Source organism: Anaerobacillus sp. 63XJN7_4_ISO-PGPR-S23-413 (assembly GCF_056173725.1).
Window position 1 is genome coordinate 1,480,318 of the sequence record NZ_CM149688.1, and the last position, 26,957, is coordinate 1,507,274.

The 26,957-nt window shown below is 39.6% G+C and carries 30 protein-coding genes; 24 read left to right on the forward strand and 6 right to left on the reverse strand.

Annotated elements, in window-relative coordinates:
- Positions 1 to 96 precede the first annotated feature (96 nt).
- From AC0VYO_RS08070 to AC0VYO_RS08150, 17 genes are all read left to right on the forward strand, one after another.
- Positions 97 to 336 (forward strand): hypothetical protein, encoded by a 240-nt coding sequence (locus AC0VYO_RS08070; protein WP_475368830.1) that lies wholly within the window; start codon positions 97 to 99, stop codon positions 334 to 336.
- Between the two features lie 55 nt (positions 337 to 391).
- A complete protein-coding gene (locus AC0VYO_RS08075; protein WP_475368831.1) occupies positions 392 to 598 on the forward strand; it encodes a DUF2188 domain-containing protein in 207 nt (68 codons plus the stop codon).
- A gap of 85 nt (positions 599 to 683) precedes the next feature.
- Entirely contained in the window at positions 684 to 1,166 is a 483-nt protein-coding gene (locus AC0VYO_RS08080; protein ID WP_430242190.1) for a ribonuclease H-like YkuK family protein, read from the forward strand.
- Between the two features lie 96 nt (positions 1,167 to 1,262).
- On the forward strand, positions 1,263 to 2,084 hold the full coding sequence (locus tag AC0VYO_RS08085) for a DUF6612 family protein (RefSeq protein WP_475368832.1): 822 nt from the start codon (positions 1,263 to 1,265) through the stop codon (positions 2,082 to 2,084).
- A gap of 152 nt (positions 2,085 to 2,236) precedes the next feature.
- Positions 2,237 to 3,256 (forward strand): GTP 3',8-cyclase MoaA, encoded by a 1,020-nt coding sequence (moaA, locus tag AC0VYO_RS08090; protein ID WP_475367134.1) that lies wholly within the window; start codon positions 2,237 to 2,239, stop codon positions 3,254 to 3,256.
- A 2-nt stretch (positions 3,257 to 3,258) separates the two neighbouring features.
- Positions 3,259 to 4,053 carry a formate dehydrogenase accessory sulfurtransferase FdhD gene (gene fdhD, locus AC0VYO_RS08095; RefSeq protein WP_475368833.1) on the forward strand — a complete coding sequence of 265 codons (795 nt, stop codon included), beginning with the start codon at positions 3,259 to 3,261 and terminating at the stop codon, positions 4,051 to 4,053.
- Between the two features lie 84 nt (positions 4,054 to 4,137).
- On the forward strand, positions 4,138 to 4,410 hold the full coding sequence (locus AC0VYO_RS08100; protein ID WP_226612478.1) for a hypothetical protein: 273 nt from the start codon (positions 4,138 to 4,140) through the stop codon (positions 4,408 to 4,410).
- 134 nt (positions 4,411 to 4,544) lie between these two features.
- Positions 4,545 to 6,386 carry an LTA synthase family protein gene (locus AC0VYO_RS08105; protein WP_430242181.1) on the forward strand — a complete coding sequence of 614 codons (1,842 nt, stop codon included), beginning with the start codon at positions 4,545 to 4,547 and terminating at the stop codon, positions 6,384 to 6,386.
- Positions 6,387 to 6,457: 71 nt separating this feature from the next.
- The gene (locus AC0VYO_RS08110) at positions 6,458 to 6,712 is read left to right on the forward strand and encodes a hypothetical protein (RefSeq protein ID WP_194221112.1); all 255 of its coding nucleotides are present in this window, start codon (positions 6,458 to 6,460) and stop codon (positions 6,710 to 6,712) included.
- 175 nt (positions 6,713 to 6,887) lie between these two features.
- Positions 6,888 to 7,748: a transporter substrate-binding domain-containing protein gene (locus AC0VYO_RS08115; RefSeq protein ID WP_475367136.1), complete on the forward strand. Its 861-nt coding sequence runs from the start codon at positions 6,888 to 6,890 to the stop codon at positions 7,746 to 7,748.
- A 16-nt stretch (positions 7,749 to 7,764) separates the two neighbouring features.
- The gene (locus AC0VYO_RS08120; RefSeq protein ID WP_430242177.1) at positions 7,765 to 8,442 is read left to right on the forward strand and encodes an amino acid ABC transporter permease; all 678 of its coding nucleotides are present in this window, start codon (positions 7,765 to 7,767) and stop codon (positions 8,440 to 8,442) included.
- Positions 8,443 to 8,659: 217 nt separating this feature from the next.
- Positions 8,660 to 9,382, forward strand: coding sequence for a SurA N-terminal domain-containing protein (locus tag AC0VYO_RS08125; RefSeq protein WP_475367137.1), 723 nt, complete (start codon positions 8,660 to 8,662; stop codon positions 9,380 to 9,382).
- A gap of 128 nt (positions 9,383 to 9,510) precedes the next feature.
- The gene (locus AC0VYO_RS08130) at positions 9,511 to 10,146 is read left to right on the forward strand and encodes an HD domain-containing protein (RefSeq protein WP_475367138.1); all 636 of its coding nucleotides are present in this window, start codon (positions 9,511 to 9,513) and stop codon (positions 10,144 to 10,146) included.
- A gap of 19 nt (positions 10,147 to 10,165) precedes the next feature.
- Complete coding sequence (locus AC0VYO_RS08135) at positions 10,166 to 10,636, forward strand: GNAT family N-acetyltransferase (RefSeq protein ID WP_475368834.1); 471 nt, start codon at positions 10,166 to 10,168, stop codon at positions 10,634 to 10,636.
- A 239-nt stretch (positions 10,637 to 10,875) separates the two neighbouring features.
- Complete coding sequence (locus AC0VYO_RS08140) at positions 10,876 to 11,031, forward strand: aspartyl-phosphate phosphatase Spo0E family protein (RefSeq protein ID WP_194221118.1); 156 nt, start codon at positions 10,876 to 10,878, stop codon at positions 11,029 to 11,031.
- 52 nt (positions 11,032 to 11,083) lie between these two features.
- Entirely contained in the window at positions 11,084 to 11,323 is a 240-nt protein-coding gene (locus tag AC0VYO_RS08145; RefSeq protein WP_194221119.1) for a hypothetical protein, read from the forward strand.
- Between the two features lie 102 nt (positions 11,324 to 11,425).
- Complete coding sequence (locus AC0VYO_RS08150; RefSeq protein WP_404682473.1) at positions 11,426 to 11,566, forward strand: hypothetical protein; 141 nt, start codon at positions 11,426 to 11,428, stop codon at positions 11,564 to 11,566.
- 133 nt (positions 11,567 to 11,699) lie between these two features.
- Here AC0VYO_RS08150 and AC0VYO_RS08155 read toward each other — a convergent pair whose 3' ends face one another.
- Both AC0VYO_RS08155 and AC0VYO_RS08160 read right to left on the reverse strand, forming a co-directional pair.
- A complete protein-coding gene (locus AC0VYO_RS08155; protein WP_475368835.1) occupies positions 11,700 to 12,458 on the reverse strand; it encodes a DUF3891 family protein in 759 nt (252 codons plus the stop codon).
- A 337-nt stretch (positions 12,459 to 12,795) separates the two neighbouring features.
- Entirely contained in the window at positions 12,796 to 13,245 is a 450-nt protein-coding gene (locus AC0VYO_RS08160) for a protease complex subunit PrcB family protein (RefSeq protein WP_475368836.1), read from the reverse strand.
- A 170-nt stretch (positions 13,246 to 13,415) separates the two neighbouring features.
- On the opposite strand from AC0VYO_RS08160, the gene AC0VYO_RS08165 reads away from it, so the two are divergent.
- From AC0VYO_RS08165 to AC0VYO_RS08185, 5 genes are all read left to right on the forward strand, one after another.
- A complete protein-coding gene (locus tag AC0VYO_RS08165) occupies positions 13,416 to 13,634 on the forward strand; it encodes a hypothetical protein (protein ID WP_430242166.1) in 219 nt (72 codons plus the stop codon).
- Positions 13,635 to 13,859: 225 nt separating this feature from the next.
- A complete protein-coding gene (locus tag AC0VYO_RS08170; RefSeq protein ID WP_475368837.1) occupies positions 13,860 to 14,381 on the forward strand; it encodes a hypothetical protein in 522 nt (173 codons plus the stop codon).
- Between the two features lie 124 nt (positions 14,382 to 14,505).
- A complete protein-coding gene (locus AC0VYO_RS08175) occupies positions 14,506 to 15,906 on the forward strand; it encodes a hypothetical protein (protein ID WP_475367142.1) in 1,401 nt (466 codons plus the stop codon).
- Positions 15,907 to 16,186: 280 nt separating this feature from the next.
- Positions 16,187 to 16,642 (forward strand): pyridoxamine 5'-phosphate oxidase family protein, encoded by a 456-nt coding sequence (locus AC0VYO_RS08180; protein WP_430242162.1) that lies wholly within the window; start codon positions 16,187 to 16,189, stop codon positions 16,640 to 16,642.
- Positions 16,643 to 16,743: 101 nt separating this feature from the next.
- Entirely contained in the window at positions 16,744 to 17,370 is a 627-nt protein-coding gene (locus tag AC0VYO_RS08185; protein WP_475368838.1) for a TVP38/TMEM64 family protein, read from the forward strand.
- A 740-nt stretch (positions 17,371 to 18,110) separates the two neighbouring features.
- Here AC0VYO_RS08185 and AC0VYO_RS08190 read toward each other — a convergent pair.
- The 4 genes from AC0VYO_RS08190 to AC0VYO_RS08205 form a co-directional block, all read right to left on the reverse strand.
- Positions 18,111 to 18,680, reverse strand: a complete 570-nt coding sequence (locus AC0VYO_RS08190; protein WP_194221127.1) for a manganese catalase family protein — start codon at positions 18,678 to 18,680, stop codon at positions 18,111 to 18,113.
- 20 nt (positions 18,681 to 18,700) lie between these two features.
- Positions 18,701 to 18,964 carry a spore coat protein CotJB gene (locus AC0VYO_RS08195; RefSeq protein WP_194221128.1) on the reverse strand — a complete coding sequence of 88 codons (264 nt, stop codon included), beginning with the start codon at positions 18,962 to 18,964 and terminating at the stop codon, positions 18,701 to 18,703.
- A gap of 3 nt (positions 18,965 to 18,967) precedes the next feature.
- Positions 18,968 to 19,183, reverse strand: coding sequence for a spore coat associated protein CotJA (locus tag AC0VYO_RS08200; protein ID WP_194221129.1), 216 nt, complete (start codon positions 19,181 to 19,183; stop codon positions 18,968 to 18,970).
- A 111-nt stretch (positions 19,184 to 19,294) separates the two neighbouring features.
- The gene (locus AC0VYO_RS08205; protein WP_194221130.1) at positions 19,295 to 19,489 is read right to left on the reverse strand and encodes a hypothetical protein; all 195 of its coding nucleotides are present in this window, start codon (positions 19,487 to 19,489) and stop codon (positions 19,295 to 19,297) included.
- Positions 19,490 to 19,678: 189 nt separating this feature from the next.
- Here AC0VYO_RS08205 and addB point away from each other — a divergent pair, with 189 nt between their 5' ends.
- Both addB and addA read left to right on the forward strand, forming a co-directional pair.
- Complete coding sequence (gene addB / locus AC0VYO_RS08210; RefSeq protein WP_475368839.1) at positions 19,679 to 23,179, forward strand: helicase-exonuclease AddAB subunit AddB; 3,501 nt, start codon at positions 19,679 to 19,681, stop codon at positions 23,177 to 23,179.
- Positions 23,163 to 26,885: a helicase-exonuclease AddAB subunit AddA gene (addA, locus tag AC0VYO_RS08215; protein WP_475368840.1), complete on the forward strand. Its 3,723-nt coding sequence runs from the start codon at positions 23,163 to 23,165 to the stop codon at positions 26,883 to 26,885. The genes addB and addA overlap by 17 nt, the downstream gene beginning before the upstream one ends.
- The last annotated feature ends 72 nt before the right edge of the window (positions 26,886 to 26,957 follow it).

Sequence of the window (26,957 nt, forward strand, 5' to 3'; positions counted from 1 at the left end):
TTGTCTGGAGAGGTTCTGTTCGTTTATTGCATTATTTTCTAATACAATGGGGTCCAACAAGTCCATCTATACTGAAAAGAAAGGAAACGTGATCGAATGCATTCAAAACATACAGTGCGCTACATTTGCGAGCGTTATATAAGTGGGAATAGTTATTATTATAAACAGGAATTAATTACGCATGATACGTGGCAAAATCCTGCTTCAATTCAATGGTCTGCTAAAAGACCAATTTCAAGTAATACATTTTATCAGAAAGAAAAAGAAGGCTATAAGACAATTACTAAGCTACATGACAAAAAACCAGCGAAGGTTCTCCAGTTTTCTAGAACATAGTAAGGTTTATTCTACATCTTAGGAAGGAATGAGAGATAGCAAGGAGGAATAAAGGATGAAAACCATTTATCATGTACAGAGCGGAAAAACCGGTTCATGGGAGATCAAGAAAGAGGGGGCAGAACAAGCAACCAAAACTTTTGAAACAAAAGCAGAAGCGTATCAGTATGGAAGGTCATTATGTGATGAGAATCGTCCATCTGAATTGATTATTCATCAGAAGAACGGGCAAATCGAAGACCATAGCCTATACAATCGTTAGTAATTTCTGTTCTCTTCGTACATATTTTTCAGCTTATGAATAAACATAGTACTAACTACTATCCTAATGAAAGAAGGGAACCTTCATGGATTTTATTAGTCCAACAGCTGGAAAAGTAACGGTTGAACAGCTTACTCAACTCATTGAAAGCTATACGAAAGAAGATCCTAAAGGAACATATCGCATTGTGATTGGAACAGATTCGCAGACAAGCCGGAAAGCGACACAGTTTGTGACAGCCCTCATTATCCATCGCGTCGGCAAAGGAGCACGCATTTTCTATCGAAAAGTAAAACACAAGCCGATTCATGAGCTCAGGCATCGCATTTATAAAGAAACCCAAATGAGTCTTGAGCTCATGGAATCGTTAAAGGATGAAGGATTTTCAACGCTATTAGAAACCTGGCCGATTGAGATTCATCTCGATGTTGGAAAGCAAGGGGAAACGCGTAAAATCATACAGGAAGTTGTAGGTTGGGTAACTTCTGTTGGCTATATTGCTAGAATCAAGCCCGACTCATATGGGGCAAGCAGCGTTGCAGATCGCTATACAAAATCAATTAGTTAAACTGGCGGAATATACCAGTTTTATTTTTCTTTTATGAAACTTCACTCTCGCTCATTCGTATTATTAGTAGAATGAATACTATGGAGGAGTGGTGAGATGAAGTTACGAATGATCACGATTCTTAGTGCACTGATGCTTATTCTTGCAGCGTGTAGTGGTACAACAGAATCCGGAGGCAAAGTAAGCGTTGATAAAGGAATTGACGCTCAGGAAGTATTTGAGAAGTCAATTGCGGCTCAAGAAGAGATTAAGAATTTCCATATGAATGCGGATATGACGCAAAGTATTGGTTCAGGTGAAGAAGAGATGGATATTAATAGCGTGATTGACGCTGATATGGTGATGGATCCTATTGCTTTTCATCAAATGATCGATATGACAGCAAATGGTGAAACAATGCAAATGGAATCATACTTTACTGAAGAAGGTTTCTTTATGAAGCAGGGTGAGCAATGGATGAAATTCCCTGATGAAATGACAGATACGCTTCTTTCTCTTCAGGAAACTCAAGCTGATCCAGCTGAACAAATGGAAATGCTCAAAGAATATGTCGATGAATTTACTTTATCAGAAGAAGATGATACTTATGTGATGACATTGAAAGCTTCGGGTGAGAAATTTCAAGGTTTGATGGAGAAAACAGCTGAAGACATGGGCTCACAAAATCAAATGATGGAAGATGCCATGGATCAAATGAAAGTGAACAATGTGGAATACACATACGCGATCGATAAGGAAAGCTATCTCCCTGTTCAAATGGACATGAAGATGGACAGTGAAATGAGCATGGAAGGCGAAACAATTTCCACCATTATGGAGATGAACTCCACTTATGACAAGTACAATGAAATTGAAGAAGTGAAGGTTCCTGAGGAAGTTATTTCACAAGCAAAAGAAATGCCAGGTATGGAACAATAATAATAAGGAGTGCTGCTGAAAAAGCGGCGCTCTTTTATTATGAATATAGAATTTTTAAAAACTACTTATGAATCGGATAAGTTATAACTGGAAAAAAGTACCCTGAAGCGTTACGATTAGCACATGACAACTGTTTGAAAGGAGCGAGGTTCATGTCAACTGAAACATTATTATACGATCAACTGAAACGTCCTTTAAGAGATCTTCGTATATCGGTAACGGACCGTTGTAATTTCCGCTGTCGTTACTGTATGCCTGAAGAAACGTTCGGTCCAGATTATGAATTTCTTCCTAAAACGAGCCTTCTCCAATTTGAGGAGATTACTCGTCTCGCTCGGTTATTTGTTGAGATGGGGGTTGAGAAGATTCGTCTGACTGGCGGAGAACCGCTACTTAGAAGGGATCTCGATGTCCTTATTGGTATGCTATCACAAATTAAAGGTCTTGATGATATAGCTTTAACAACGAATGCTTCTTTATTAAAAAAGAGCGCATTAAAATTAAAGCAGGCAGGTCTCACTAGGGTGAATGTTAGTCTTGATGCCATTCATGATGAAACGTTTGGCAAAATGAATGGGAGAGGAACTAAGATAAAACCTGTTCTCGAAGGCATTCAGGCTGCAGCCGATGCAGGACTTCAAGTTAAAATTAATATGGTCGTTCAAAAGGGAGTTAACGATCACGAGATCGTTCCAATGGCTTCGTATTTTAAAAATAGCGGGCACATCGTTCGCTTTATTGAGTATATGGATGTAGGAAATTCAAATGGATGGAAGTTTGATCATGTGATGAATAAGAAAGATATTATTGATCAAATAGCAGAGACTTTTCCTCTTAAATCTGTTGATGCTGCATACTTTGGCGAAGTAGCAAGCCGCTATCAATATGAAGATGGATCTGGTGAAATTGGTGTCATTTCATCTGTCAGTGATTCGTTTTGTTCTAGCTGTACAAGAGCGCGCCTTTCAGCTGATGGAGCTCTTTACACTTGCTTGTTTGCTTCGAAAGGAATGAGCTTACGAAATCCGCTTCGTAATGGAGCGACAGATGACGAATTACGGACGATGCTAACAAATCTCTGGAACGGTCGACATGATCGCTATTCAGATGAGCGAACAGAGGAAAGTGTTTTAAATAGAGACAAGATTGAAATGTCATTTATAGGTGGATAATCATGGAGAAACAATTCAAACATACGACTGAACGCAAAATCACACGGTATGAAGGTGGGAAATTTAAAGAGAAGGAAGACGTGATTGCTCTTGAGAAACCAATCACGATTCGAATTAATCATACTGAATTCGCAACGCTTGTTTGTACACCTGATCATTTAGAAGATATGGTCATTGGATTTCTCGCTTCAGAAGGGGTGATTCGATCTTATCACGATGTGGAAGAAATGCTTTTTAATGATGGACAAGGGATTGTAAATGTAAAAGCTGCTGTTCAAGGTTCATTAACGTCTGATACATATACAAAGCGCGTCATTAGCTCATGCTGTGGAAAAAGTAGACATTTTTATTTAAAAAGTGATTCAAAAACGGCTCGGACGATTATGAAGGCACCTAAATTAACGGCTTCCGTTTGTCTTGCTAATATGAGAACGTTGCAAGAGCAGTCAGCTACGTTTAAATCGACTGGTGGTGTTCATAACGCGGCCATTTTCAAAAATGGGGAAATGGTGGCTTCACGTACTGACATTGGAAGACATAATGCTCTTGATAAGCTATATGGTTACGTACTCCGTCATCATCTTCATCCTTCTGATCTTAGCGTTGCGTTTAGCGGGAGAATTTCATCAGAAGTTGTTATTAAGCTATCCAAGATGGGTATTGGTGTACTGCTCTCAAAATCGGCTCCCACCGAGCTTGCCATTCAATTAGCGGATGATCTTAACATTACAACAGTAGGGTTTATTCGCCATGAAGGCTTCAATGTTTATACAAAACCAGAACGGATTCTGAATTAGAACACCTCTAGATTAGAGGTGTTTTTTTTGATGAAGTCGTTCATACTACTGAACAAATAAGCATTTTGGAAAGGCGGATATGCAATGGGTTGGACGATAGCTGTGATATTCTGGATTGCTGGTGTTGTATTGGTAGGAAGCCCCAAGTATTTGTTTCATCGTCTTGAGGCTATGAAATCGGATACGGCGGGTCATGCAAGGGCATCTGAAGCAACAGATAAAGAAGAAAGTATTTTCTTTTTTATTGAAACGAAAGCTCTTGATTCAATACCGTGGTGGGTTGTAACGATTTCTTGTGTCACAATTGGACTTTTTCTTATTGCGTTTGGAGTAATCGCCCTTGTTTTTTCCTATTAAAATGAAACTTTCTTGATTATTCATTCGTCTTTAGAGAGGAGGGATTTGCCGGTAGTTTGGTTATCCCCCTTTGGTGGTAAATAAAGAAAGAAAGAGTTCATTTATGTTAGGGAGATATAAGGGGTGTGTGACAGATGGAAGCAGAGAGAAGAAAAGTAAAGTCAGTGTGGCATTTTTATTTATTATTAGTAGGATTACTTGTTCTAAAAACGTACCTTGTTTATCGATTTGAATTTTCGTTTTCGTTGAGCGGAATTGGCGAAGAAATGTTTCTTTTCATTAATTCAATAGGGTCAATCGTATTACTGCTAGGTATAGGTCTTTTTAGGAAGCAGTCAAAACCAGGCCTAATACTAGCAGTTTATTTTATTTTATCAGCTCTACTTTATTGTAATATTTTATATTATCGTTTCTACATAGACTTTGTTACCGTTCCTGTTCTTTTTCAATTCGGTAATGTTGGAGGGCTAGGTCAAAGTACAGTTGAGCTGTTGAATTTATATGATCCGCTCATCGTGTTCGACTCCATCATCTTATTTTGGATCCTAAAACGAAATCATTTACATAAGATCCCTTTATCAGAGAAACTACGAAAAAGAACGGCGCTTACTGGTGTCGCCGTATTAGTAGGAACAGCTGGACTGGCGTTGATTATGCATCCATTACTATTTGAAAAATCATATGATCGAGAGTTATTTGTTAAGTCACTAGGTGCCTACACATACCATATTTATGATATAGGCTATAACTCGTTTACATCCATTAATAGTGCGTTTGCGGATGATACCGAACTATCAGAAATCGAAAGTTATGTTGAGAAAAAGGAATTGAAATCTTCCTCCTATGAAGGGATCGCAAAAGGGAAAAATTTGATCATTATTTCTTTGGAATCTACGCAAGCATTTATGCTTGATGAAAGTATCGATGGGGAAGAAGCAACACCTTATCTAAATAAGTTGAAGGAAGAAAGCTTTTTCTTTCCCAATTTCTATCACCAGACAGCACAGGGGAAAACGTCTGATGCTGAATTTATGATTGATAACAGTTTGTATCCACTTTCCGGTGGGTCTGTGTTCGTAAGAAAGCCACAGAATGAGTTTTTCTCACTTCCTGAGGCATTAAATGACGAGGGGTATACGACAACTTCTTTTCATGGAAATGATCGAGAATTTTGGAATCGGTCAGAAATGTATGAAACGCTTGGTTACGATCGTTTTTATTCAAAAAAGGATTTTGAAGTGAGTGACGATAATTCCATTAACTACGGTTTGAAGGATATCCCATTCTTCAAGCAATCAATTCCTTACTTAAAAGAACTGGATCAGCCATATTCGGCAAAATTTCTTACGCTGACAAATCATTTTCCTTACTTATTAGAAGAAAAGGATACAATGATTTCACTGCCGGAGACGCCGGAAGAAGTAGTAAACCGATATTATGCAACGGTTCGCTATGAGGATGAAGCGATAAAGACTTTCTTTGAAGAAATGAAAGCTGCCGGTTTATATGAAGACTCCATTTTTGTTCTTTATGGTGATCATTATGGGTTATCTGAAACTTATGATAAAGCTCTTGGCGACTATCTAGGTGAAGAAATAGGTCCTGTTGAACATGTCGATCTACAAAAAGTGCCTCTCATCATTCACGTCCCAGGTGAAGAAGGAAAGGTGATTGATACAGTTGGAGGACAAGTTGATTTAAAGCCGACAATATTAGAGCTGTTAGGCGTAGAAGAAAGCACAAGTTTGAATTTTGGCACAAGCCTATTCTCGAAAAAACGAGAAGACCTCGTTATTTTCAGGGATGGAAGTTTTGTGACAGAGAATCTTATCTATACTAAAAATACGTGTTATAACAAAGAAACAAGTTCAAAAACCAATCGAAACAAATGTGCTCGCTATTTTGGTCAGGTTCAAGATGAATTAGATTATTCTGATCAAGTGATCTATGGCGATTTACTCCGTTTCATTGAATAGCTTTGGTGTTCATTCTGAGTCGTTCATGGTACGCTTAAATAGGATTAATGACTGTAAAGGGATGAGTATACATGGATTTGCAGAGGTTACAAATTCTAACTGAAGTAGTGAGAGAGTACAAAACAGCTATTCACATGGATCAAAATAAAGATGAGGTAGGTAGAGAAGTTCTCGATATTGTGATGAATTCTCAGGATCTCGTTTTATATGGACATGTAAAAAGAGCTAAAGATGTTGATAAATTTCCTGGTGAAGCTTTGAAGCACCTCGATCAGGCTACAAAATATCTTCATGAAAAAATAGATGAACAGTTGAAACACTCTTGAACCTAAGGGTGTTTTCTTTACGATTGACATTGTTTTTATCGTAACATAGCGATCAAAACATTGATTGAAAAATGGAAATAGTTTGTGTATAAAAGAATGTGTTGTAATTGTTGCAATACACTGTCATATAGTGATATGTTTTTACTGTTTACTAGATTAAAGGAGAGTGAAATGAATGACTAATTTCGTTAAGCGACTGGCTCCTGTATTTTTAATGGGGCTAGTTGTTTTTGTGATAAGTGCTTGTTCGAACGGTGGAAACGAATCGAATGAAGCATCTGAAGATAAACCGACTGCCTGGGAAGAGATTCAAGAAGAAGGAAAGATTACGGTAGCTACGTCTGGGACGCTCTATCCAACTTCTTATTATGAAGAAGGTTCTGACGAAGTGACGGGGTACGAAGTTGAAGTTGTAAAAGAGATGGCGAAACGCCTTGATCTTGAAGTTGAATTTGAAGAAATGGGCTTTGATGGCATGTTAACAAGCATCAACTCAGGGAAAGTAGATCTTGCTGCAAACGACATAACATCAACGGAAGAGCGAGAAGAAAAATTCGCTTTTTCTGAACCAGTTAAATACTCTTACGGAACTGCGATCGTAAGAAAAGATGATTTATCTGGAATTGACTCACTAGATGATCTTGAGGGGAAAAAAGCCGCTGGTGCTTCAACAACGGTTTATATGAAGGTAGCTCGTGAGCACGGTGCTGAAGAAGTAACTTACGATAATGCGACAAATGAACAGTATTTACGTGATGTATCAACAGGGAGAACGGATATTATCCTGAATGATTATTACTTACAGAAGCTCGCTCTTGCTGCCTTTCCAGATTTAAATATTACAATCCATCCAGATATCGAATATTATCCAAATGACCAGTCGATCGTTATGAAAAAAGATAGCGGAGAACTTGAAACAAAAGTGAATGAAACCATTAAAGAGATGAAGGAAGACGGGACGCTCAAAGAGCTTTCAGAGAAATTCTTTGATGGAGCTAACGTATCAGTTAAGCCAGATATTGATTTTGAAGAATAAGTGGGAGTTGTAACAAGTGGGGGAAATACATTGGGAATATCTATTTGATGCGGGTCTTGCGTTAAAGTCGTTTCCCTATGTCATTCAAGGACTTGGATTAACGTTATTGATCGCGTTTGTTGGAATGATTATCGGGCTGGTGATGGGGTTATTTCTTGCTCTTGGAAGAATGTCAAAATGGAGAGCCCTCAGGTGGCCAGCTCGACTTTACATTTCGTTTATGAGAGGTACACCGATTCTTGTTTTTCTTTATATTCTTTATTTCGGGTTACCTGTCGTTGGCATTGAGTTTTCAGCTTTAACATCAGCATTGATTGGTTTTAGCTTAAATAGCGCCGCCTATATTGCTGAAATACAGCGATCTGCGCTGTCATCTGTTGAAAAAGGGCAGTGGGAGGCATCGACCGCGCTCGGTATGCCTTATTGGACAACAATGAGGGAAGTCGTATTGCCGCAGGCAACGCGAATAGCGATTCCGCCATTATCGAATGTGATGCTTGATCTAATCAAGGCATCATCTTTAGCGGCGGTCATTACAGTTCCAGAATTACTCCATCATGCGAAAATAGTTGGAGGCCGAGAGTTCGACTTTATGACGATGTACATATTAGTTGCGCTAATTTATTGGGCTGTTTGTGTATGTGTGTCTTTCATACAAGAGCGATTAGAAAAACGATATCACTATTTACACTAACCCTAGATGATTTTCTAGGGTTTTTTCTTTTGCCTTATTTTTTACTAAAGGTATCTTTGCTATTATTGTTGATTATTCGAACTGTGGCTTTACTATAGTCAGTCTTGAAAAAACAAAAATATCCCATATTTATTATGAAGTATTTTTAAGAATGTTATAATAAGTCCTATAATCAACATAGACGTTTCGTCACATTTGAAGGGAGTTCATCATCTGCATGAAAAAATATCTTAGCTTATTAATGCTTATTGGGGTTCTTTTGCTCGCTGCTTGTAACAATAATAGTGAAGCGAAAAAAGAAGAAAAGCCTTCAGAAGAATCAGCAACAATGGATCAAACACAGGAAGAACTAGAAGCAATGAAGGTAAAAGAAGATAAGGTTGTTGCTACTGTAAATGGAGAAGATATTAAGGGAAAAGATTATAATTCGATGCTAGTTCAAACTCAGCTGCGCTATACGATGAGCGGTGAAGATCCATCGGATACGGAAGTGGCGAAGTCAATTGAAGAAGAAGTTATGGATAATTTAATCGGACAGGAACTTCTGCTTCAGAAAGCAAAAGAAGAAGGTTTCTCTGCATCAGATAAAGAAGTTGAAACTGAACTTGAGCAAATAAAGGCTCAATTTGATGGTGAGGATGAGCTGAAGAAAGCGCTAGAAGGTCAAGGCATGACGCTGGCTCAGCTTGAAAGTCAATATTCTGATATTGTCGTTGTAGATAAATTTGTTAAAGAGAAAATTGAAACACCCGAAGTGACCGAAGAAGAGATGAAAGCATTTTATAATGATCAGTTCTCAAAAGATGCTGAGAATCCACCATCTTATGAAGAAATGAAGGATCGTATAAAAGACTATTTAATCGAAACCAAAACGCAAGAGAAAGTTCAGCAAATGAAAGAAGATTTACTAAAGAAAGCAGAAGTCGAAGAGAAGTTATAGGTCAGCACATAGCTGGCCTTTTTTTGTGAGGGTTAAGTTATAGCTACTAGTATCAATTTTTCGATTTATAACCGAGAGGAGATTTCGAGTAGGCATAACCCAACTATTAGAGAAGGAGACATATTACCGTGGAAACTATTTTGAATGAACTTAGAACGTACGTTAGACGAAAATTAGAAAGAGAAGGTAGCGGTCACGACTGGCATCATATTGATCGGGTTGTCAAACAAGCAAAAAGAATAGCAGATGAAGAGAGTGCTAACACATTTATTTGTGAAGTAGCAGCACTCGTTCATGATTTAGCAGATGATAAAGTAGCTTCCTCAGAGCAGGATGGAATAAGAGAGGTAGAAGCGCTGCTCTATCAATTAAAGGCCGCGGATCGAGAACACGTAATGGAAATTATTACGACTATTTCTTATAAAGGAGGGAATCGTCCACCAGTTAAGAGTCTCGAAGCACAAGTTGTGCAAGATGCGGACAGATTAGATGCGATAGGGGCGATTGGCATCGCACGAACGTTTGTGTACGCCGGCTCCAAAGCAGAAGTGATTTATGACCCTTCTATTGAACCAAGAACAAATATGACAATGGATGCCTATCGAAATGAACAGTCTACCGCTATTAATCATTTTTATGAAAAACTTTTGAAATTAAAAGATCTTATGAATACCGAGACGGGAAAAAGTCTTGCAGAAGAACGGCATGAATTTATACAATCATTTTTATCACAATTTCATGGAGAGTGGGAAGGGAATCGATAAGGTTATGAGAATTCACCCTATGACTTTAGAAAAGGCACGCGAAATTCAAACGTGGACATATGATGAACCTTATTCTTTGTATAGTTTTAAAGGCGATCAAGAAGAATTATTAGAGTTTATGAACGGGGCCTATTTTTATGTGATCGATGACAAAAGAAATTTGATTGGGTACTTTTGCTATGGAGAATCGGCGCAAGTACCAGCTGGTCACCAAGTTGACGCCTACGAGGAGAATTATATCGATATTGGTTTGGGACTACATCCAAATAAGGCGGGCAAAGGAACAGGATTGGCATTTTTGAAGGTAGGACTTGCTTATGCAATTGAATACAATGGGTTCTTAGGTCTCAGACTGACTGTAGCATCGTTTAATAGGAGAGCGATCAAGGTGTATGAGAGAGCGGGATTCACATTTGAAAAATCATTTACGAACGGCTCGACGAATTTTAATATCATGATAAGAAGAAATGGGAGTAGCACTCATCTATAAATGCAAACGATGGATTAAACAATTGAAAAAGGGGAATAAGAGAACTATATAAGTAACCTTATACAGGAGGATAGTTTCATACAGAGAGCTATTTCTTTACACAATTAATCGAGTTTAGCAAAAGATTTTGTCTTATTCCTACTAATTCTGACATAGCATAGGAAGTTTGGTCGAATACGTTTTGATTCCTTCTAGAAATGGGCATAATGGTAATGTATTGGCATGAGGAGGAATGAGACATGTATGATGCAATTGAAAAAAAACGCAAAGAAATGTTTGAAGTTGCGGGACGATATGGATTTGCATCAGAGAGAACCATTCGCTGTAGTCAGGAGCTTGACCGATTATTAAATGCCCTAATGCAAATGAACCATCAAAATGAGGAAGTTTTGTGAAACTAACATCTGCTATTTTCTTCCTGTGTGGTAAAGTAAAGGAGGAAACCTTATGAAGTTCGATCTCAAATCAATTCTCACAAAAGAGTTGTTTGATTGGATAGAAGATCATCCTAAGAGGAACCAATTAATTGAATCAATTCAGGGAGAGATCTTTCAATCAGTGGTTCATTTCCGCGAATGGAACGACTCCAATTATAATGGGAACGAAGATTGGCTACTTTTTGCACTGCGTAACGAAGAAACATGGCGAAACGAAGTAGACCCACTTGACCAGTGTGAAAGCCGTTAGTTAAACGGCTTTTTTGTTGTGGTTAAACCTTTACTTTAAGTAAGTAAGCGCTTACAATAATAGAAAGAATAGTTAGAATAATCGAATAAGGGTGTGTTGAGAATGAGAAGCGAGACGAGTTATCGAATGCTTGCCTTTGAAAAATTCAACGCTGAAAAGAATTGGTCAGAAAACAATCGCCTTTTTAATTATTCCATTGCCGGTCTGGGAACTATTTTCTATTTTGTAACGTTACTTTTCTAACGCCTTTCTTAGGAGAGGGGACTTTGTATACTCACACAGGAACTTCCTAAATGATTAGGAAGTTCCTATTTAAGTTGACGTGATGAATCTGGCTTTCGTTCAGAGGCAAATATCTCACTGTCTATTGTCAGCATTAGCTACTAAAGTGAAATCTACGATATTCAACTGGAGTGGATTGATAAGCTTTTGAAATTCCTTCAGTTTCGATCAGTTTTTTTGGAACACGCTTAAGCTGCACTTGAAAGACGTGATCTTCATGAAATAGAGGATGAGATATTTGTATCGTATCAGTAGATTTCCAGCTTGTCTGTATTGAATCCTGTTCCTCCAGAAAATAAAAGGATTGAGGGAATCCATTCCGATACCAGGAGAGCTCTTCCTCTTTTTGGACACCCGGTTCTTGAAAACATGCATAGAGCGACAGGTCGTCACAAAATTGAAGAAGCTGATAGTGAAATATTAGAAGATCATCAGGTATATCAATTGATTCCTTGAGCTGATCCTGTCTATTCTCTTCTTCTGCGTAAAAACGGATCGCACGTTCAGACTCGGCACCATTAAAGAAAGAGCGATAGTGTTTGCTACAAAGAAAAGCCCCGTAAGTTGTTTTTTCATTCACTTCCTCGATCCCTTTCTTATAGAATTCTAGCTTAGTAGCTAGAGGAAAGTCTAAGAAGGAGTAGGGTGCTTCGCGTCGATCATTCCAAAATGGAACTTCATCAAGTGGAATCCATCCACGATCATGATGTTTTATCGCATATAAAACATCTTCCTGATAGAGATTACCTGGCCAAAAAGACTTCCGCAACGCTTCTGCAAACTGCCCTGAAAGCAAAGCGTGATCATGCTGTGTAATCATGACAAAATAATCATTATCTTCATAAACAATCATATCCTCAGTCCTTTCAATAAAAGCGTAATTCCCCGTTAATGGGCGACAATCACTGGAGTCTCTCAAATGAACACGCGATTTGTGTTCAGCATGAGAGATGAAGTGATCGAGGCCACGGGGAATGGAGCTGGATAAATAAAAGCGTAATTCCCCTGTTAATGGGCGACAATCACTGGAGTCTCTCAAATGAACACGCTATTTGTGTTCAGCATGAGAGATGAAGTGATCGAGGCCATGGGGAATGGAGCTGGATAGATAAAAGCGAAATTCCTCCGTTAATGGCTCATTACGAATGTTGTAAGCGTTGTGATTTTGTGTGTAACAAAAAAGCGAATCCTTAATTAGGAACGCTTTTTTGAATTTCTTTAAAATTAACACGAGTATTCGTCATCTCGATTTTTGAGATCACAATTGGTTTTGTAATGGCTTGTGTAACCATATCATCCTTTTTCGGATCAGTATAGAAATACGAGACAACAATTTCGTTGCCTTCTTTAATGATACTGTCGATTGAGACTGAATAACCACCTGTTGGCATCTCACCACGAGTAATAATAATATAGAGATCGTCATTTGATGGAATTGTAAAAGTGGATTTTTCTAACCATTTTTGTTGAACGGTTGTCTGAACATCTTTAGGAGCATTCTGCATTTCGACTGTTTCAAAAGCGATGTTTTCCTGCATTTGTTCTCCTCCGTTCGATTCGTTAGAGGTTTGAGATGAATTATTACCGCACCCCGCCAAGATAACGAACATCATTGAAATAACTAGTAATAATGAACGCAATGTCCTACTCCTTCCTCTATATAGAATCTTTCATTTTAGTAAAGCTGAAACTATCTTAAGTTTAGCGAATTTCATTACGCTTGGAAAGAGTCGGGTGTGAAAACGATTATAATTTCTGTTAATAGGGTAATAAAAATGTGAGACGTTGACGTATTGAAAGGAGACAAATCATGCAGAATGAAATTTTAAGCTTTTTAAGAAATGTTGAGGAACCGGTGAGTACTAGAGAAATAATGGAGTACTTATCAGGAAAAGGGTACAATCCTGATGAAGAAGAACTCGTTCGCATCATTAAACAAATGCCACAAGGGTCAGTTCAACAGGAATATGATGCCTCCGTTATTGATCCATCACCATCGGTCTTGTACAAAGCAGGACCTAATGCATAAGGCCTTATTTGCGGAATTGATCAACTAAATACAAACCAGCAATCAGTAAGAAAACAATTCCAGTTCCATAAAGTACATCTATAATCAAATCCATCTAATGACATCCTTTCTCTGGATCTTTATTTTAGTGTATCAAAACTTCTTATTCATTAAATTTTTTTTGCTATGTTCGGATAAGGAAATGATATACTAGGAGCATTGAGATATGCGTGGAAGGATGTCGTTATGAAGAAATGGAAGTTAGATAGTTCTAAGCTAATTATATTGTTTTTTATTGTTTTTATTATTGTAGGCGCTGTCAATGTACTGTTTAGTGATCGGAAAATGAATACTAGTGAATACTTGCTTAGTGAAAATCAAAGAGACGTGGTATCAAGGTCGGAGACGCAGCCAAAAATGCCCATAGGCGCTCTTGTGAATAGTAAACTAGCAGAAGATCACAGTATTACCCTTACTGCCAAGATAAAGTATGAAGGGGACGAGAATACTCAGGTTGAGGTAGTAAAAGACAGGCTATTGGATTACCAAATTACTGAACAAAATACAGACGAAGTTGTTATTCCATATAATTCTTTAGTACCTTCAGTCGAAAAGAATGTGTCTAATGATGAAATTATCGAAGGGGATTCACTTGCTACAGAACCTCTAGATCCAGGTGCATATCAGATTGAAGTTAAAGTACCTATTGTGATGAATAATAAAGAAGAGAGTTTCTTGTTTCGAATTCCAGTTGAAATAGCACCATAAACTTCCTTAGAGGAAGTTTTTTTGGTTTATTCTTTAAAAAGGATGCTGAGATAGGACTGTTGTTTAAATCATAAGTTCAAAACTGATAGAATAGAGGTATGACGATCAGAAGTGAGGGATCTATGTGAGGAAATTAAATTTATATAAAATTATTGGAATTTTCTTATCTTTCGTCCTGTTCCTTGTTATTTTCAATCAGATTAAGAATGGGGAGCCTAATTTTAAAGTGGATGAGTCTCTTTTTGAAGTATACGAATCTACTAGTAGTTGGGAAGAAGCAATGGAAAACAGTGTTCCGCAGACTCGACTAGCAAGAGAGTTAGGAGTATTGGGTGGTGAGGAGCGCCGTATCCCCCTTCTTTCAGCCGAGAGAGATTTAATTATCCATGATGTAATGGTTCTAAATTACGGAGCCGTTTATCTTACTTATTCCTTTTCGTTGAAGGAAAGTGATCAACCATATAATTTACCAAGATTACATATCGGGTCAGTTAGCTTTACAGGAATCGAAGGATCAAACGAATCATATTTAGTTAATCAGCAGAACATTTCTAAGGAGCAAAATGGCAAGCCTCATGTTGTGAATCACCGTATCTATCAGGCTGATATTTTAATACCGAATCATGAGGCCGGTGGGACTATAAATGAGTTCAATCGTTTTTCATCAGCAAATTCCGTCCTTATTAAAGATGCGTATGTTCAAGGAAATGATGAGAAGGTGAACTTGGAAAATCAGGAGCTGTCTTTAGAAAGTGATTATGCTTCAAATGTATATGCTGAAACGGATTTGAACAAAAGTGTAAAAATAAAGGATGGAGAGCTTACATTTTCTCATTTTGAAGCAGGTCTTAACATGAATAAACTCTATATTGAAGGTGAGTACGATCCGCAAACAAAGTTTGTAATCACCAATACAAGCGGAGAAAACCCGTACTCCATTGAGTATGATGTAAGGGAAGACAAGGATGGAAGTTATCTTCCTTTAGAACCTTTTCAGGCAATACAGAAACAGTTCTCATATCGATTAAATGAAGTGATTCTTAATAAAGACGGATCAGTTAGTAAAACAATCGCGCAATCTGACTTGGAAGCGATGGAAAAGGGAGAAAAGGTAACCATTGGAGAGTACAGCGGAATCTCTTATTCTGTTCATTTAAAGGATGATGGTCAGCAACTTGTGATTTCATTTGATGCTCAAGAAGAAATAAGTTCGCAATTTTTTAATCAATTTGATATTGAAAGCCGAAAGACTTATGAAGAGCGATTTGATGTTGCCTCAGAAGAGGAGCGACAGCTTATTGAATCCCGCAAGCCTATTCTTTTAGAATTAAAAGATGATAAGAAGAGTTCTATTCTTATTTATCAAACAAGACCTATCGGGGAGCCGAACAGTATACAGGTTGATCTTGATCATGAGCATTTCACATCAGGTCTCCCAGTTTCTATGACGCTTTCAAATTTACCTGAATTTCAGTCGATTAACCTTGATATAAGTGGTTCACTTAAAATGAATGAAAAAAAATAATTTATTTTCAAATTTGTAGTTTGGTTTTTTGACATTCGGGAATATTCTTTATCAAACCCCCTAAGTAGTTTGAAAGTGATTTTCCCCCTGTTAGCCGTGCTCACGTGAGTACGGCTTTTTTTTATATGTTAGCTTATATTAATCATCAATGAGTTTCATTAATATAGTCTTCTTTATACAATAAATTCGGTTTGAAATGGTGAAGCGTTTCCATTAAGAGGGATTCGTGGTAATCTTTTAGGAAAGCAATAGATCAAAGAAATTGAAAGGATGAGACATTTTGGCGAAGAAGGGGAATATGACAGAGCTAACAGAAGATCTTGTAACCTTTTTAGAAGGAGAAAAGCTTGTAATGCTTGCAACGATTGATCATGAAAGCCATACACCCAATGTATCAGCGATATCATGGGTGAAAAGCCTAGATAAAAATAATATTCGCTTTTCTGTGACTTCTAACTCAAAAACAATTCAAAATGTCAAACAGCATTCTAATGTTGTCTTTACAATAATCGGATTGGAAACGGTATATTCCATTCACGGAAAAGCATCTATCCTAGAGGAAGCGATGCAAGGAGTGTCGCTGAAGCTTGCTAAGATTAATGTGGAAGTTACTCAAGTCGCAGAAAGCATGTTCTGGGGTGCGAAAATAACGGCAGAACCACAATATGAAAAAACATATAATCAAAAGAAAGCGGAAGCTCTTGATGAAGAAGTGTACGAAGCGTTGTTAAAATAGACGAGACTTTCTTATCATAATTTTTTGTGATTTAATATAAGAAATAAGCATTATGTGCTTTCGCAATGACGTATGCATCAGGAAACGAGGTTGATTCCCATATGGAATGGGAAATGATTAAAGACTTTTTGAATGAAGAAACAATCAGAGAGTGGCTAGGTCAGTATCGTGCACTTGGTCCTTTGCCTGGAATTTTGCTACCAATGCTTGAGGCTGTGATTCCCATATTGCCCCTTTTTCTTTTTGTAGCAGGAAACGCGGCTGCGTATGGATTCTGGTATGGCTCTTTACTTTCATGGCTTGGTGCATCTCTTGGCGCTTTGATCGTTTTTATAGTGGTCAGAAAGCTTGCTAGACAGCGCTTCATGCGAGTGATTACAAAACATGCCAAAATCGAAAAAACACTTCGCTGGATCGAGCGGCATGGATTTGGGATGGTATTTCTTCTGCTTTGTTTTCCATTTACGCCATCAGCTTTAATCAATGTCGTTGCGGGTCTGTCAAATATGAGCATTAGAAGCTTTGTACTCGCCGTTTTACTAGGGAAAATGGTGATGATATCGATCGTGTCTTTTATTGGACATGATGTCTTCGCCCTGATCCATCGTCCTTTGGAGATGGTGCTGATTCTCACTGCCATAGTTGTATTATGGGGAGCAGGCAAACTAATTGAAGTCAAATTGAATCAACGCCCGAGAAAACATCGTACTGAAGATCATGTGAGATAAAGGAAAAGCCATGCCCGAAAGGGGATGGCTTTTGCGTGTTATTGTTTATTTGGATTTAAGCTTTTAGTGCCTGTGTAGGGTAAACGGGCGCATCCGCTTTTCATGTCTAGCTGCCGTGTCTAACCGCCCACTTCCGCATTTCGTGTCTAGCTGCAGCGCCCAGCCTCTCGATCGCTTCACCCTCTAAAATGAACACAAAGAGCGTGTTCTTTTTAGAGGGCTCCAGCGCTTGTCGAGGCTATACGGGCGCTTCCGCATTTCATGTCTAGCTGCAGTGGCCAGGGCCTCGATCGCTTCACCCTGTAAAATGAACACAAAGACCGTGTTCTTTTTACAGGGCTCCAGCGCTTGTCGACCCTTAACGGCCACTTCCGCATTTCATGTCTAGCTGCAGTGGGCAGACACTCGGTCACTTCACCCTATAACTCGAACACAAAGACCGTGTTCAATTTATAGGGTTCCAGTGCCTGCCGTGTCTAACCGCCCACTTCCGCATTTCGTGTCTAGCTGCAGTGGGCAGACACTTGGTCACTTCACCCTATAACTCGAACACAAAGACCGTGTTCAATTTATAGGGTTCCAGTGCCTGCCGTGTCTAACCGCCCACATCCGCATTTCGTGTCTAGCTGCAGCGCCCAGCCTCTCGATCGCTTCACCCTCTAAAATGAACACAAAGAGCGTGTTCTTTTTAGAGGGCTCCAGCGCTTGTCGAGGCTATACGGGCGCTTCCGCATTTCGTTTTAAAATATCCTTTTCTTATCTCTTTCTTCTTTAAGTATTTCAACGGCTTCTCTGAAGCGTTGGGAGTGGATGATTTCTCGTTCTCTTAGGAAGGCGAGGGAGTCGTTTAGGTCTGGGTCGTCTGAGAGATCGATGATCCATTGGTAGGTGGCCCTTGCTTTTTCTTCTGCGGCGATGTCTTCGTATAGGTCGGCGATTGGATCGCCTTTGGCGGCGATGTAGCTTGCTGTCCATGGGACGCCAGCGGCATTGGAGTAGTATAGGGCACTGTCATGATTAGCATAGTGGGCGCCGAGTCCAGCTTCTTTCATTTGATCTGCTGTTGCGTCTTTTGTGAGTTTATAGATCATTGTAGCGATCATTTCGAGATGAGCAAATTCTTCTGTGCCGATATCGGTTAATAACCCGACGACCTTATCTGGAATGGTATACCGTTGATTCAAATAACGGAGGGCTGCTGCTAGTTCACCATCAGCACCGCCATATTGCTCAATCAAAAATTTGGCAAGCATGGGGTTACATGTACTGACTTTAACGGGATATTGCAATTTCTTTTCATATAGCCACATTGAGGTTCACCCTTTCCAGACTAGACTTGCCATGGCCACGGTGCGTCGCCCCAATTCCATGGGTAGTTTGAATAGCTGTTGCCGTATTGCTGAAGGGGACCATATTCCTTTTCATAGCGTTTCTTAAGATGCTTACTTCTTTTGGCATATTCATTGAATTGTTGAATGGCTTCGTAGTCATCCGGGTGTGTATCAAGGTAAAGAGTCAGTTCAACGAGAACGAAATCAGTGGCCTGCAGTTCCTCTAACAGCTCATAGTAGGCTTTCGGTAGCTGTTTAGACATGTTTTACTCCCCCTGCTTTGAAGGATAAGGATAGGGATCATAGAAGGCTTTCCAGAGAGTACCTCGAGAGAGAGCTTCACGTGCGGAATATTGCTCCAGTCCTGGGGGCTGAAATCCCATATAAAGATTAGGAGGAGTGGAGTAAGACTTCACTCGAATAGGAGGACATGGATCAAATGGACTAACATAAGGCTCGTAATACTTTCTGTGGGTATACATCGTTGACCTCCTTCTATACAAATCTCTACTCTTTAGATGTATGAAGTTATGAAAGAAACATGATTTCTAAATAAAGAAGCACCCCCTAAAGTGGGAGTGCTCCTCATCTTTTTACATTTTATTAACCGTATTGTTCCACGTAGCAAGCATATTCTTTAGGTCATGAAGATCTGATTTAAATGGATAGTTCGATGCAACACTTCTTTTTTGACCTTCGTCGAGCTTTTCGTAGCTATGCACAAATTCGGTCATGTCTCTTGTTAGTCTATTTAGCTCCCACTTAAATGTTTCGAATTCTTTTTCCATTGTCAAAACTCCTTTGTAAATATGTTCTTATATTTGATATACCCTGACGGACCATTCTAAAAACCATCGAGTGTTATAATTTACAAATAATGTCGCTTTAGATGCGAACGTATTTTCTTGTCTTGCTATCCAATTGAAGAAAAACATGAGATAATAGACAAAGAATATACGGTGTAGGAGGTAGAATACATGGCGGTACAGTTTGTGATTGGTCGGTCTGGAAGTGGAAAAACAGAGCATTGCTTATCTGAAATGCAGCAAGAATTGATCGATCGCCCGCTTGGTGAAGATATGATCTATCTTGTACCAGAGCAAATGACTTTTCAATCAGAATATGAACTAGTACATAATAGAGGGTTAAAAGGAATGATTCGTGCTCAGGTTTTTAGTTTTACAAGACTGGCATGGAAAGTTCTTCAAGAAACGGGAGGGATGGCCCGCCCACACTTAACAAGCGTAGGAACAAGTATGATGTTACGTCATATCATCGAAGAGAATAAACAGAAGCTAAGAATTTATCAGCGTTCTTCTGAAAAAACAGGGTATGTGGAACATCTGAATGACATGGTAACAGAGTTTAAACGGTATTGTCTTGAACCGGAAGATATAAAACGTTTTGCGGATGATCTTTATGATGAAGATGAGCGAAGCTTACTTCGAGATAAGCTCTATGATCTTCACCTTGTTTATGATGCTTTTCAGAAGGAAATGCTCGGGTTTTATCTTGATTCGGAAGACTATTTGGCATTGCTTGCTGAGAAAATCGAAGCGTCAAGCTACCTAGAGGGTGCCTCTATCTGGATTGATGGTTTTCATAGTTTTACACCTCAAGAGCTTCTTGTGCTTCAGGCTTTAATAAAAAAAGGAACAAACCTTACAGTTACCATCACGATGGATCCCGAGATGAATCCTTCAAGTATTCATGAACTGGATCTCTTTCATGAGCCAGCGAAAACATATCAAACTCTTCAAGGACTTGCGCATGAAGAGGGGGCTGCTATTAAGGAACCGATAATTCTAGCTGATCAAAAGCGCTATAACAATAGTGAACTTGCTCATTTAGAAGCCAACTATGGTGAACGACCACCAGTTCTTTATAATGGAAGTCTTCAGCATATTCAAGTGCATCATGCGGTGAATATCCGTTCCGAAGTTGAAGCGGCAGCGCGTGAAACGCTTAGATTAGTACGCGATGAGGGCTATCGATATAGAGACATTTCAGTCATGGTACGTAACATGGCTTCTTATTATGAACTTGTCGAAACGATCTATGCCGATCACGGTATTCCTATTTTTTCTGACCAAAAGAGAACGATGCTGCATCACCCGCTAATTGAATTAATAAGGTCCAGTCTAGATATAATTCAATATAACTGGCGCTATGAATCTGTGTTTCGCTGTGTCAAAACAGAATTGCTTTTTCCTGACGATACAGAAGAAAGTATCGAAACCATTCGCGAGCGCATGGATGAACTCGAAAATTATGTAATTGCTAAAGGCATTAAGGGCTATCGCTGGAAAACGGATGAGCGCTTTAAAGCAAATATCTACCGACAGCTTGAAGATGATGAAACGGTCACCTCAGATGACCTCGAAAAAATGGAAGATCGATTAAATGAAACGAAAGAATGGATTGTTACACCGCTCGAGAAGTTTGAAAGAAAAATGACGAAAGCAAAAACCGTTCGCGAAATGTGTGAAATTCTTTATTATCTTCTAGAGAATAGTCATGCTGCAGAAAAAATAGATCGATTGAAGGTACAAGCAGAAGAAGCAGGTCAGCTTTCGAAAGCACGGGAGCATGATCAAGTTTGGGATGCTGTTATGGCACTGCTTGATGAAACGGTTGAATTGATTGGTGATCAAAAACTTTCGATAGAACAATTTACGAAACTTCTTGAAGCTGGAATGGAAAACATGAAATTTGCCCTCGTACCTGCTTCACTTGATCAAGTTGTGATCGGTAGCATTGATCGAACGAGATTTACTGATGTGAAGTGTGGTTTTTTGCTAGGTGTCAATGAAGGAGTTTTACCATCAAGAATACAGGAAGATGGGCTTTTGAACGAACAGGATCGAGAAAAGCTAGAGGAACAGGGGATCCAGCTGGCACCTGGATTAAAGCGACGTCTTTTAGACGAAGAATTTTTAATTTACCATTCCTTGTCAACGCCATCTGATGCCCTGTGGGTAAGTTGTCCTCTTGCAGATGAAGAAGGAAAGGGATTGCAGCCTTCTATTGTGATGAATCGATTGAAAGAGATGTTTCCTGAACTTAACATTGGTTTGAAATTTGCTGAACCAGGTGAAGAATTGAAAGAAGAACTATCGTTTATAACGAACCCGGCGAAGACAATTGGTAGATTAACAGGTCAGCTTCGTCAATGGCATCGAGGCTATCCAATTGATCCGATCTGGTGGGATGCCTATAATTGGTTCGTTACAGCGTCTTCACAAGAGAATCGAGTTCGATTGATTGAAAGTCTTTTTTATCGTAACAAAGCAGATCGTCTGACAGAGGACACGAGTAGAAAACTGTATGGTTCAAAGATTCAAACAAGTGTTTCTAGAATGGAAAGATATAAATCCTGTGCCTTTTCGCAATTTGCTTCTCATGGTTTACGGTTGAAAGAACGGTCAACATTTAAGCTTGAAGCTCCAGACATTGGCCAGTTATTCCACGCTGCGCTAAATATGATGGCTGAAACAATTAAGCAGCGTCATTGGGATTGGGCCAAGCTTTCATCGAATCAATATTATGAACTATCAGGTCAAATCGTAGAGCAACTTGCACCGAAATTGCAAAATGAAATTCTATTAAGTTCAAATCGCTATCACTATATAATGAGAAAACTTTCTCAGGTAGTAGGTCGAGCCTCTTCCGTTCTCGGTCAACAAGCGAAGAAAAGCGGTTTTCAGCCAGCGGGGCTCGAACTAGGATTTGGCCCAAACCAGGATTTGCCACCAATCGAGTTTACGCTTAAGAATGGGGTGGAAATCCAGTTGATCGGACGAGTGGACCGCGTTGATCAGGCGCTAAATGGAGAGGAGCTTCTGCTCAGAATTATTGACTACAAATCAAGTGGAACTTCTCTTGATCTCTCAGAAGTTTACTTTGGCTTAGCGCTTCAGATGCTAACGTATCTGGATGTTGTGATTACAAACGCAAACATTTGGCTCGGTCGTGATGCAACTGCAGCTGGAATGCTGTACTTCCATGTTCATAATCCAATGTTGCAGGCATCAGCGCCAGGACAAGCTGCTCTTCAACAGGAACTTTTCAAAAAGTTTAAGATGAAGGGTCTTCTTCTAGCTGACAAAGATGTCGTAAGCTTGATGGATCAGGACATTGAGAAGAAAAAATCTGACATTATTCCAGCCGCCTTAAAGAAAGACGGTACTTTTTATAAAAATTCTTCTGTTTTATCTTCCAATGATTTTCAGGCGCTCAGGTCATTCACACGGCAAACCATCCAAACGATTGGAACAGAAATATCAGACGGACGTATCGATATCGATCCTTACAAGATGAAGGATCGCATCCCATGCACATTCTGTTCCTATCGCTCATTTTGTCAATTTGATCAGGCGATGGAGGATAATGACTATCGACCGATTACTGTTCAGGATGATGAAACAATACTGAGACGGATGAGAGAGGAGGCGAACGGGAATGACGATAATGAATAAACCCGAAGGCTCGAAATGGACAGACGAACAATGGGAAGCTATTGCTGCTCGTGATCAAGACGTTCTCGTAGCAGCTGCAGCTGGGTCGGGGAAAACGGCTGTTTTAGTTGAACGAATTATTAGGCGTCTTGCTGATGAGAATGATCCTGCTGAAGTTGATCGAATTCTTGTCGTAACGTTTACAAATGCTGCAGCGGCTGAAATGAGACATCGAATCGGGGAGGCTCTTGAAGAAAAGTTAAAAGAAGACCCATCTTCCCTTTATTTAAGAAGACAGCTTTCGATGTTGAATCGCGCTTCTATTTCAACGCTTCATTCTTTTTGTATGGAAGTGCTTCGACGCTATTATTACGAAATTGATCTTGATCCAGCCTTTAGAGTAGCGGATCAAACCGAAGCGGCATTGCTTCGTGAAGAAGCAATGGAAGAACTTTTCGAAGAGCATTATAGCAAGAAAGAGAATGAGGCTTTTTATGACCTTGTTGATCGCTACAGTAGTGATCGTAGTGATGTGGATCTTCAGCTTCTTGTAGAAAGACTCTATCATTTCTCTTCTAGTCACCCATGGCCAGAGCAATGGTTGCAAGAGAGTGTCGCCGTATATGAAGAAGCGAGTGAAAAAGCGTTTGATGAATTGGTCTGGGTAGAGGAAATAAAAAAAGATGTCATTCTTCAGCTTGAAGGTATGCGTGAAATGCAGGAGAAGGCCATTTCTCTTTCTAATGCACCAGGCGGGCCAGAGCCATACCTTGAGATGTTAGAAATGGAACGTGAAATGACGGAAAGGCTTCTATCAGCTTCCGCTCAAACGTGGCAGGAGCTCAAAAATGAGTTTGAACAAATAACGTTTGGTCGCTTAAAGCCTTGTAAAGGGGATCAATATGATCCTGAAATGATTGATACAGTAAAGGGCCTTCGTGATCGTGTCAAAAAGACCATCCAAAGTTTAAAAGAAGAGCTATTCCAAAGAAACCCTGAGGAATATGTAGAAGACATCGTTCAACTTGCTCCTGTACTAGGAACGTTATCTTCTCTTGTAAATGAATTTAGATACAAGTATACGGAGCTAAAAAAAGAAAAAGGGCTTGTGGATTACAGTGACCTTGAGCATTATTGTCTTTCTATTTTGTTAGATGATCGTTCTACTCCCGAGCACCCGGTCCCATCGAGTGCTGCTCGTGAATATCAAACACAATTTGCTGAAGTATTGATCGATGAATACCAGGATACGAACTCTGTTCAGGAAACCATCCTGAATGCCATTAGCAGAACTTCTGACTTAGGTGGGAACCGCTTCATGGTAGGGGACGTGAAGCAAAGTATTTACCGTTTTAGACTAGCAGAACCTGGGTTGTTCCTCTCTAAGTATAAGACGTTTGGTCGATCGTCTGACGAGCCATCGAAACGAATTGATCTTGCGCGCAATTTTCGTAGTCGAGAAGAAGTGTTGAATAGTACGAATTTTATCTTCAAACAAATTATGGACGAGCGTGTTGGAGAGATAGAGTACGATGAAGCAGCTGAGCTCATTCCTGGCGCAGAATACCCTAAGTCTGAAACGGTTGTTCCGGAAGTTCATATTATTGATAAGAGCGCTCAGAAAGACGAAGACGAAGAAGAAACTGAAAAGGTTCAGCTTGAGGCTCGGCTTATTGCCTCTAATATTAAAGATATGATGGGGAAGAGTGAAAGCGAACGAACAAAAGTGTACGACCGGAAAGAAGATCGTATGAGACCAATACAGTATAGGGATATGGTGATTTTAATGCGTGCAACAGCAAGCTGGGCACCTGTGATCATGGAAGAATTAAAGCAAGCTGGCATCCCATCTTATTCAGACCTTGCAACAGGATATTTTGAAGCAACAGAAGTCGCGATTATGATGAGTCTTCTTAATGTTATCGATAATCCTTATCAGGATATTCCGCTTGCCTCCGTGCTCCGTTCACCCATTATCGGGTTAACAGAGGAAGAGCTTTCCCTTATTCGTATCAATGAGAAACATTCAAGTTATTATCTTGCCTTACGATCTTACTGTGAGACTGAGTCGAACAAGCTATCGGAGACATTATCGAAGTTCATCACAAACTTGAACAGGTGGCGAGAAGCGGCAAGGCAGTCTTCTTTAAGTGAGTTAATTTGGCAGCTTTATCGAGAAACGAACTATTATGAATTTGTTGGTGGAATGCCTGCCGGCTTGCAGCGACAGGCGAATTTACGAGCGCTGTATGATCGGGCAAGACAATACGAAGCGACTTCGTTTCGTGGCCTATTTCGCTTTCTGCGTTTTATTGACAGAATGAAAGAGCGTGGGAGTGATCTCGGAACTGCGCGCGCTCTTGGAGAACAAGAGGACGTTGTCCGAGTGATGACCATTCACAAAAGCAAAGGACTTGAATTTCCTGTCGTCTTTATTGCAGGAATTGCAAAGCAATTTAATATGAGAGATATGGCCAATCAAATGCTGATGCATAAAGAATTTGGTCTTGCTACAAAATTCATTGATCCAGTTCAGAGGATTAGTTATCCGACATTGCCTTACTTTACACTGCAAAAGCGGATGAAGCTTGAGCTACTTGCTGAAGAAATGCGAGTTCTTTATGTTGCGTTAACGAGAGCGAAAGAGAAATTAATTTTAGTTGGAACGGTAAATGATTGGGAGAAAGAACGATTGTCATGGGCAGGAGCAGCTGGAGATGAGTGGCTGCTATCGGATTACGAACGATCGAAAGGGAAGACCTATCTGAGCTGGATTGGACCCGCTATTATGAGACATAAAGATCTCGCTTCTATATCTGAAGGAATGGCGAATTTTTCAAAACATGATGAGGTATTTCAACATCCGGCACGGTGGTTACTCACTCTTCATAACGCTTCGTCCTTCGCTGAGATTGAAGCAGAAGATGTTCATAAACATCGGGAATATGAAATGTTACTACAGAAGAAAGAGCCTATTCCTGAAGTTAGCTCCTATAAAGATGAGGTGAACCACCGTCTTGATTGGACTTATCCTCATCAAGCAGCGTCTGAAACAAGGTCGAAACAATCCGTTACAGAAGTGAAGCGCCAACGTGAGATCTTTCAAGATGAACGAAGTGATGACAAGCTAGTCAAAGGATTTAGCCAATCACTGAAAGAGCGACCTCGCTTTCTTCAAAGTAAGCAGTTAACGCCTGCTGAGCGGGGAACGGCGATGCACATTGTCATGCAGCACCTTGATTTGCAAAAGTGGCATGATCGTGAAGACATTAACGAGTTAGTCGCCAAACTTGAGCATAAGGAATTGTTAACGACTGAACAGGGACGAGCCATTGATGTCGAGCAAATTCATCAATTAATGGATTCAGAGCTCGGGCAGAAAATGAGAAATGCAGCTGAAATATATAAAGAGGTTCCTTTCAGCCTTGGAGTAGATTCAAAATGGATCTATCCTGAATTTGAAGGAGAACAAGAGACGGTAGTTCTCCAGGGTGTGATTGATTGTATTCTTCGCGATCAAAACGGTGAATTAGTGCTAATCGATTACAAAACAGACGTGATAGCGAATCGTTTTACTTCTGATGAACACGCAATGGAGACAATGAAGCGGCGCTATACAACACAGCTACAATTATATGAAAAAGCCATTAATGAGATCTGGAAGGTGCCTTGTAAGGAGAAAATATTATTCTTCTTTGACGGGGGTCGATCTCTCTTAATCGATTAACAAGTAGCCGGGCTTATGTCCGGCTGTCTTCGTTTCGATGGAGTCAGAATATGAATCGAAATAAAGGAGTGA

What these genes read in the sequence shown, in the direction of transcription:
- AC0VYO_RS08070 (WP_475368830.1), top strand. Translation starts at nt 97, where the DNA reads ATGCATTCAAAACATACAGTGCGCTACATTTGCGAGCGTTATATAAGT.
- AC0VYO_RS08075 (WP_475368831.1), top strand. Translation starts at nt 392, where the DNA reads ATGAAAACCATTTATCATGTACAGAGCGGAAAAACCGGTTCATGGGAG.
- AC0VYO_RS08080 (WP_430242190.1), top strand. Translation starts at nt 684, where the DNA reads ATGGATTTTATTAGTCCAACAGCTGGAAAAGTAACGGTTGAACAGCTT.
- AC0VYO_RS08085 (WP_475368832.1), top strand. Translation starts at nt 1,263, where the DNA reads ATGAAGTTACGAATGATCACGATTCTTAGTGCACTGATGCTTATTCTT.
- moaA (WP_475367134.1), top strand. Translation starts at nt 2,237, where the DNA reads ATGTCAACTGAAACATTATTATACGATCAACTGAAACGTCCTTTAAGA.
- fdhD (WP_475368833.1), top strand. Translation starts at nt 3,259, where the DNA reads ATGGAGAAACAATTCAAACATACGACTGAACGCAAAATCACACGGTAT.
- AC0VYO_RS08100 (WP_226612478.1), top strand. Translation starts at nt 4,138, where the DNA reads ATGGGTTGGACGATAGCTGTGATATTCTGGATTGCTGGTGTTGTATTG.
- AC0VYO_RS08105 (WP_430242181.1), top strand. Translation starts at nt 4,545, where the DNA reads ATGGAAGCAGAGAGAAGAAAAGTAAAGTCAGTGTGGCATTTTTATTTA.
- AC0VYO_RS08110 (WP_194221112.1), top strand. Translation starts at nt 6,458, where the DNA reads ATGGATTTGCAGAGGTTACAAATTCTAACTGAAGTAGTGAGAGAGTAC.
- AC0VYO_RS08115 (WP_475367136.1), top strand. Translation starts at nt 6,888, where the DNA reads ATGACTAATTTCGTTAAGCGACTGGCTCCTGTATTTTTAATGGGGCTA.
- AC0VYO_RS08125 (WP_475367137.1), top strand. Translation starts at nt 8,660, where the DNA reads ATGAAAAAATATCTTAGCTTATTAATGCTTATTGGGGTTCTTTTGCTC.
- AC0VYO_RS08135 (WP_475368834.1), top strand. Translation starts at nt 10,166, where the DNA reads ATGACTTTAGAAAAGGCACGCGAAATTCAAACGTGGACATATGATGAA.
- AC0VYO_RS08140 (WP_194221118.1), top strand. Translation starts at nt 10,876, where the DNA reads ATGTATGATGCAATTGAAAAAAAACGCAAAGAAATGTTTGAAGTTGCG.
- AC0VYO_RS08145 (WP_194221119.1), top strand. Translation starts at nt 11,084, where the DNA reads ATGAAGTTCGATCTCAAATCAATTCTCACAAAAGAGTTGTTTGATTGG.
- AC0VYO_RS08150 (WP_404682473.1), top strand. Translation starts at nt 11,426, where the DNA reads ATGAGAAGCGAGACGAGTTATCGAATGCTTGCCTTTGAAAAATTCAAC.
- AC0VYO_RS08155 (WP_475368835.1), bottom strand. Translation starts at nt 12,458, where the DNA reads ATGATTGTTTATGAAGATAATGATTATTTTGTCATGATTACACAGCAT.
- AC0VYO_RS08165 (WP_430242166.1), top strand. Translation starts at nt 13,416, where the DNA reads ATGCAGAATGAAATTTTAAGCTTTTTAAGAAATGTTGAGGAACCGGTG.
- AC0VYO_RS08170 (WP_475368837.1), top strand. Translation starts at nt 13,860, where the DNA reads ATGAAGAAATGGAAGTTAGATAGTTCTAAGCTAATTATATTGTTTTTT.
- AC0VYO_RS08185 (WP_475368838.1), top strand. Translation starts at nt 16,744, where the DNA reads ATGGAATGGGAAATGATTAAAGACTTTTTGAATGAAGAAACAATCAGA.
- AC0VYO_RS08190 (WP_194221127.1), bottom strand. Translation starts at nt 18,680, where the DNA reads ATGTGGCTATATGAAAAGAAATTGCAATATCCCGTTAAAGTCAGTACA.
- AC0VYO_RS08195 (WP_194221128.1), bottom strand. Translation starts at nt 18,964, where the DNA reads ATGTCTAAACAGCTACCGAAAGCCTACTATGAGCTGTTAGAGGAACTG.
- AC0VYO_RS08200 (WP_194221129.1), bottom strand. Translation starts at nt 19,183, where the DNA reads ATGTATACCCACAGAAAGTATTACGAGCCTTATGTTAGTCCATTTGAT.
- AC0VYO_RS08205 (WP_194221130.1), bottom strand. Translation starts at nt 19,489, where the DNA reads ATGGAAAAAGAATTCGAAACATTTAAGTGGGAGCTAAATAGACTAACA.
- addB (WP_475368839.1), top strand. Translation starts at nt 19,679, where the DNA reads ATGGCGGTACAGTTTGTGATTGGTCGGTCTGGAAGTGGAAAAACAGAG.
- addA (WP_475368840.1), top strand. Translation starts at nt 23,163, where the DNA reads ATGACGATAATGAATAAACCCGAAGGCTCGAAATGGACAGACGAACAA.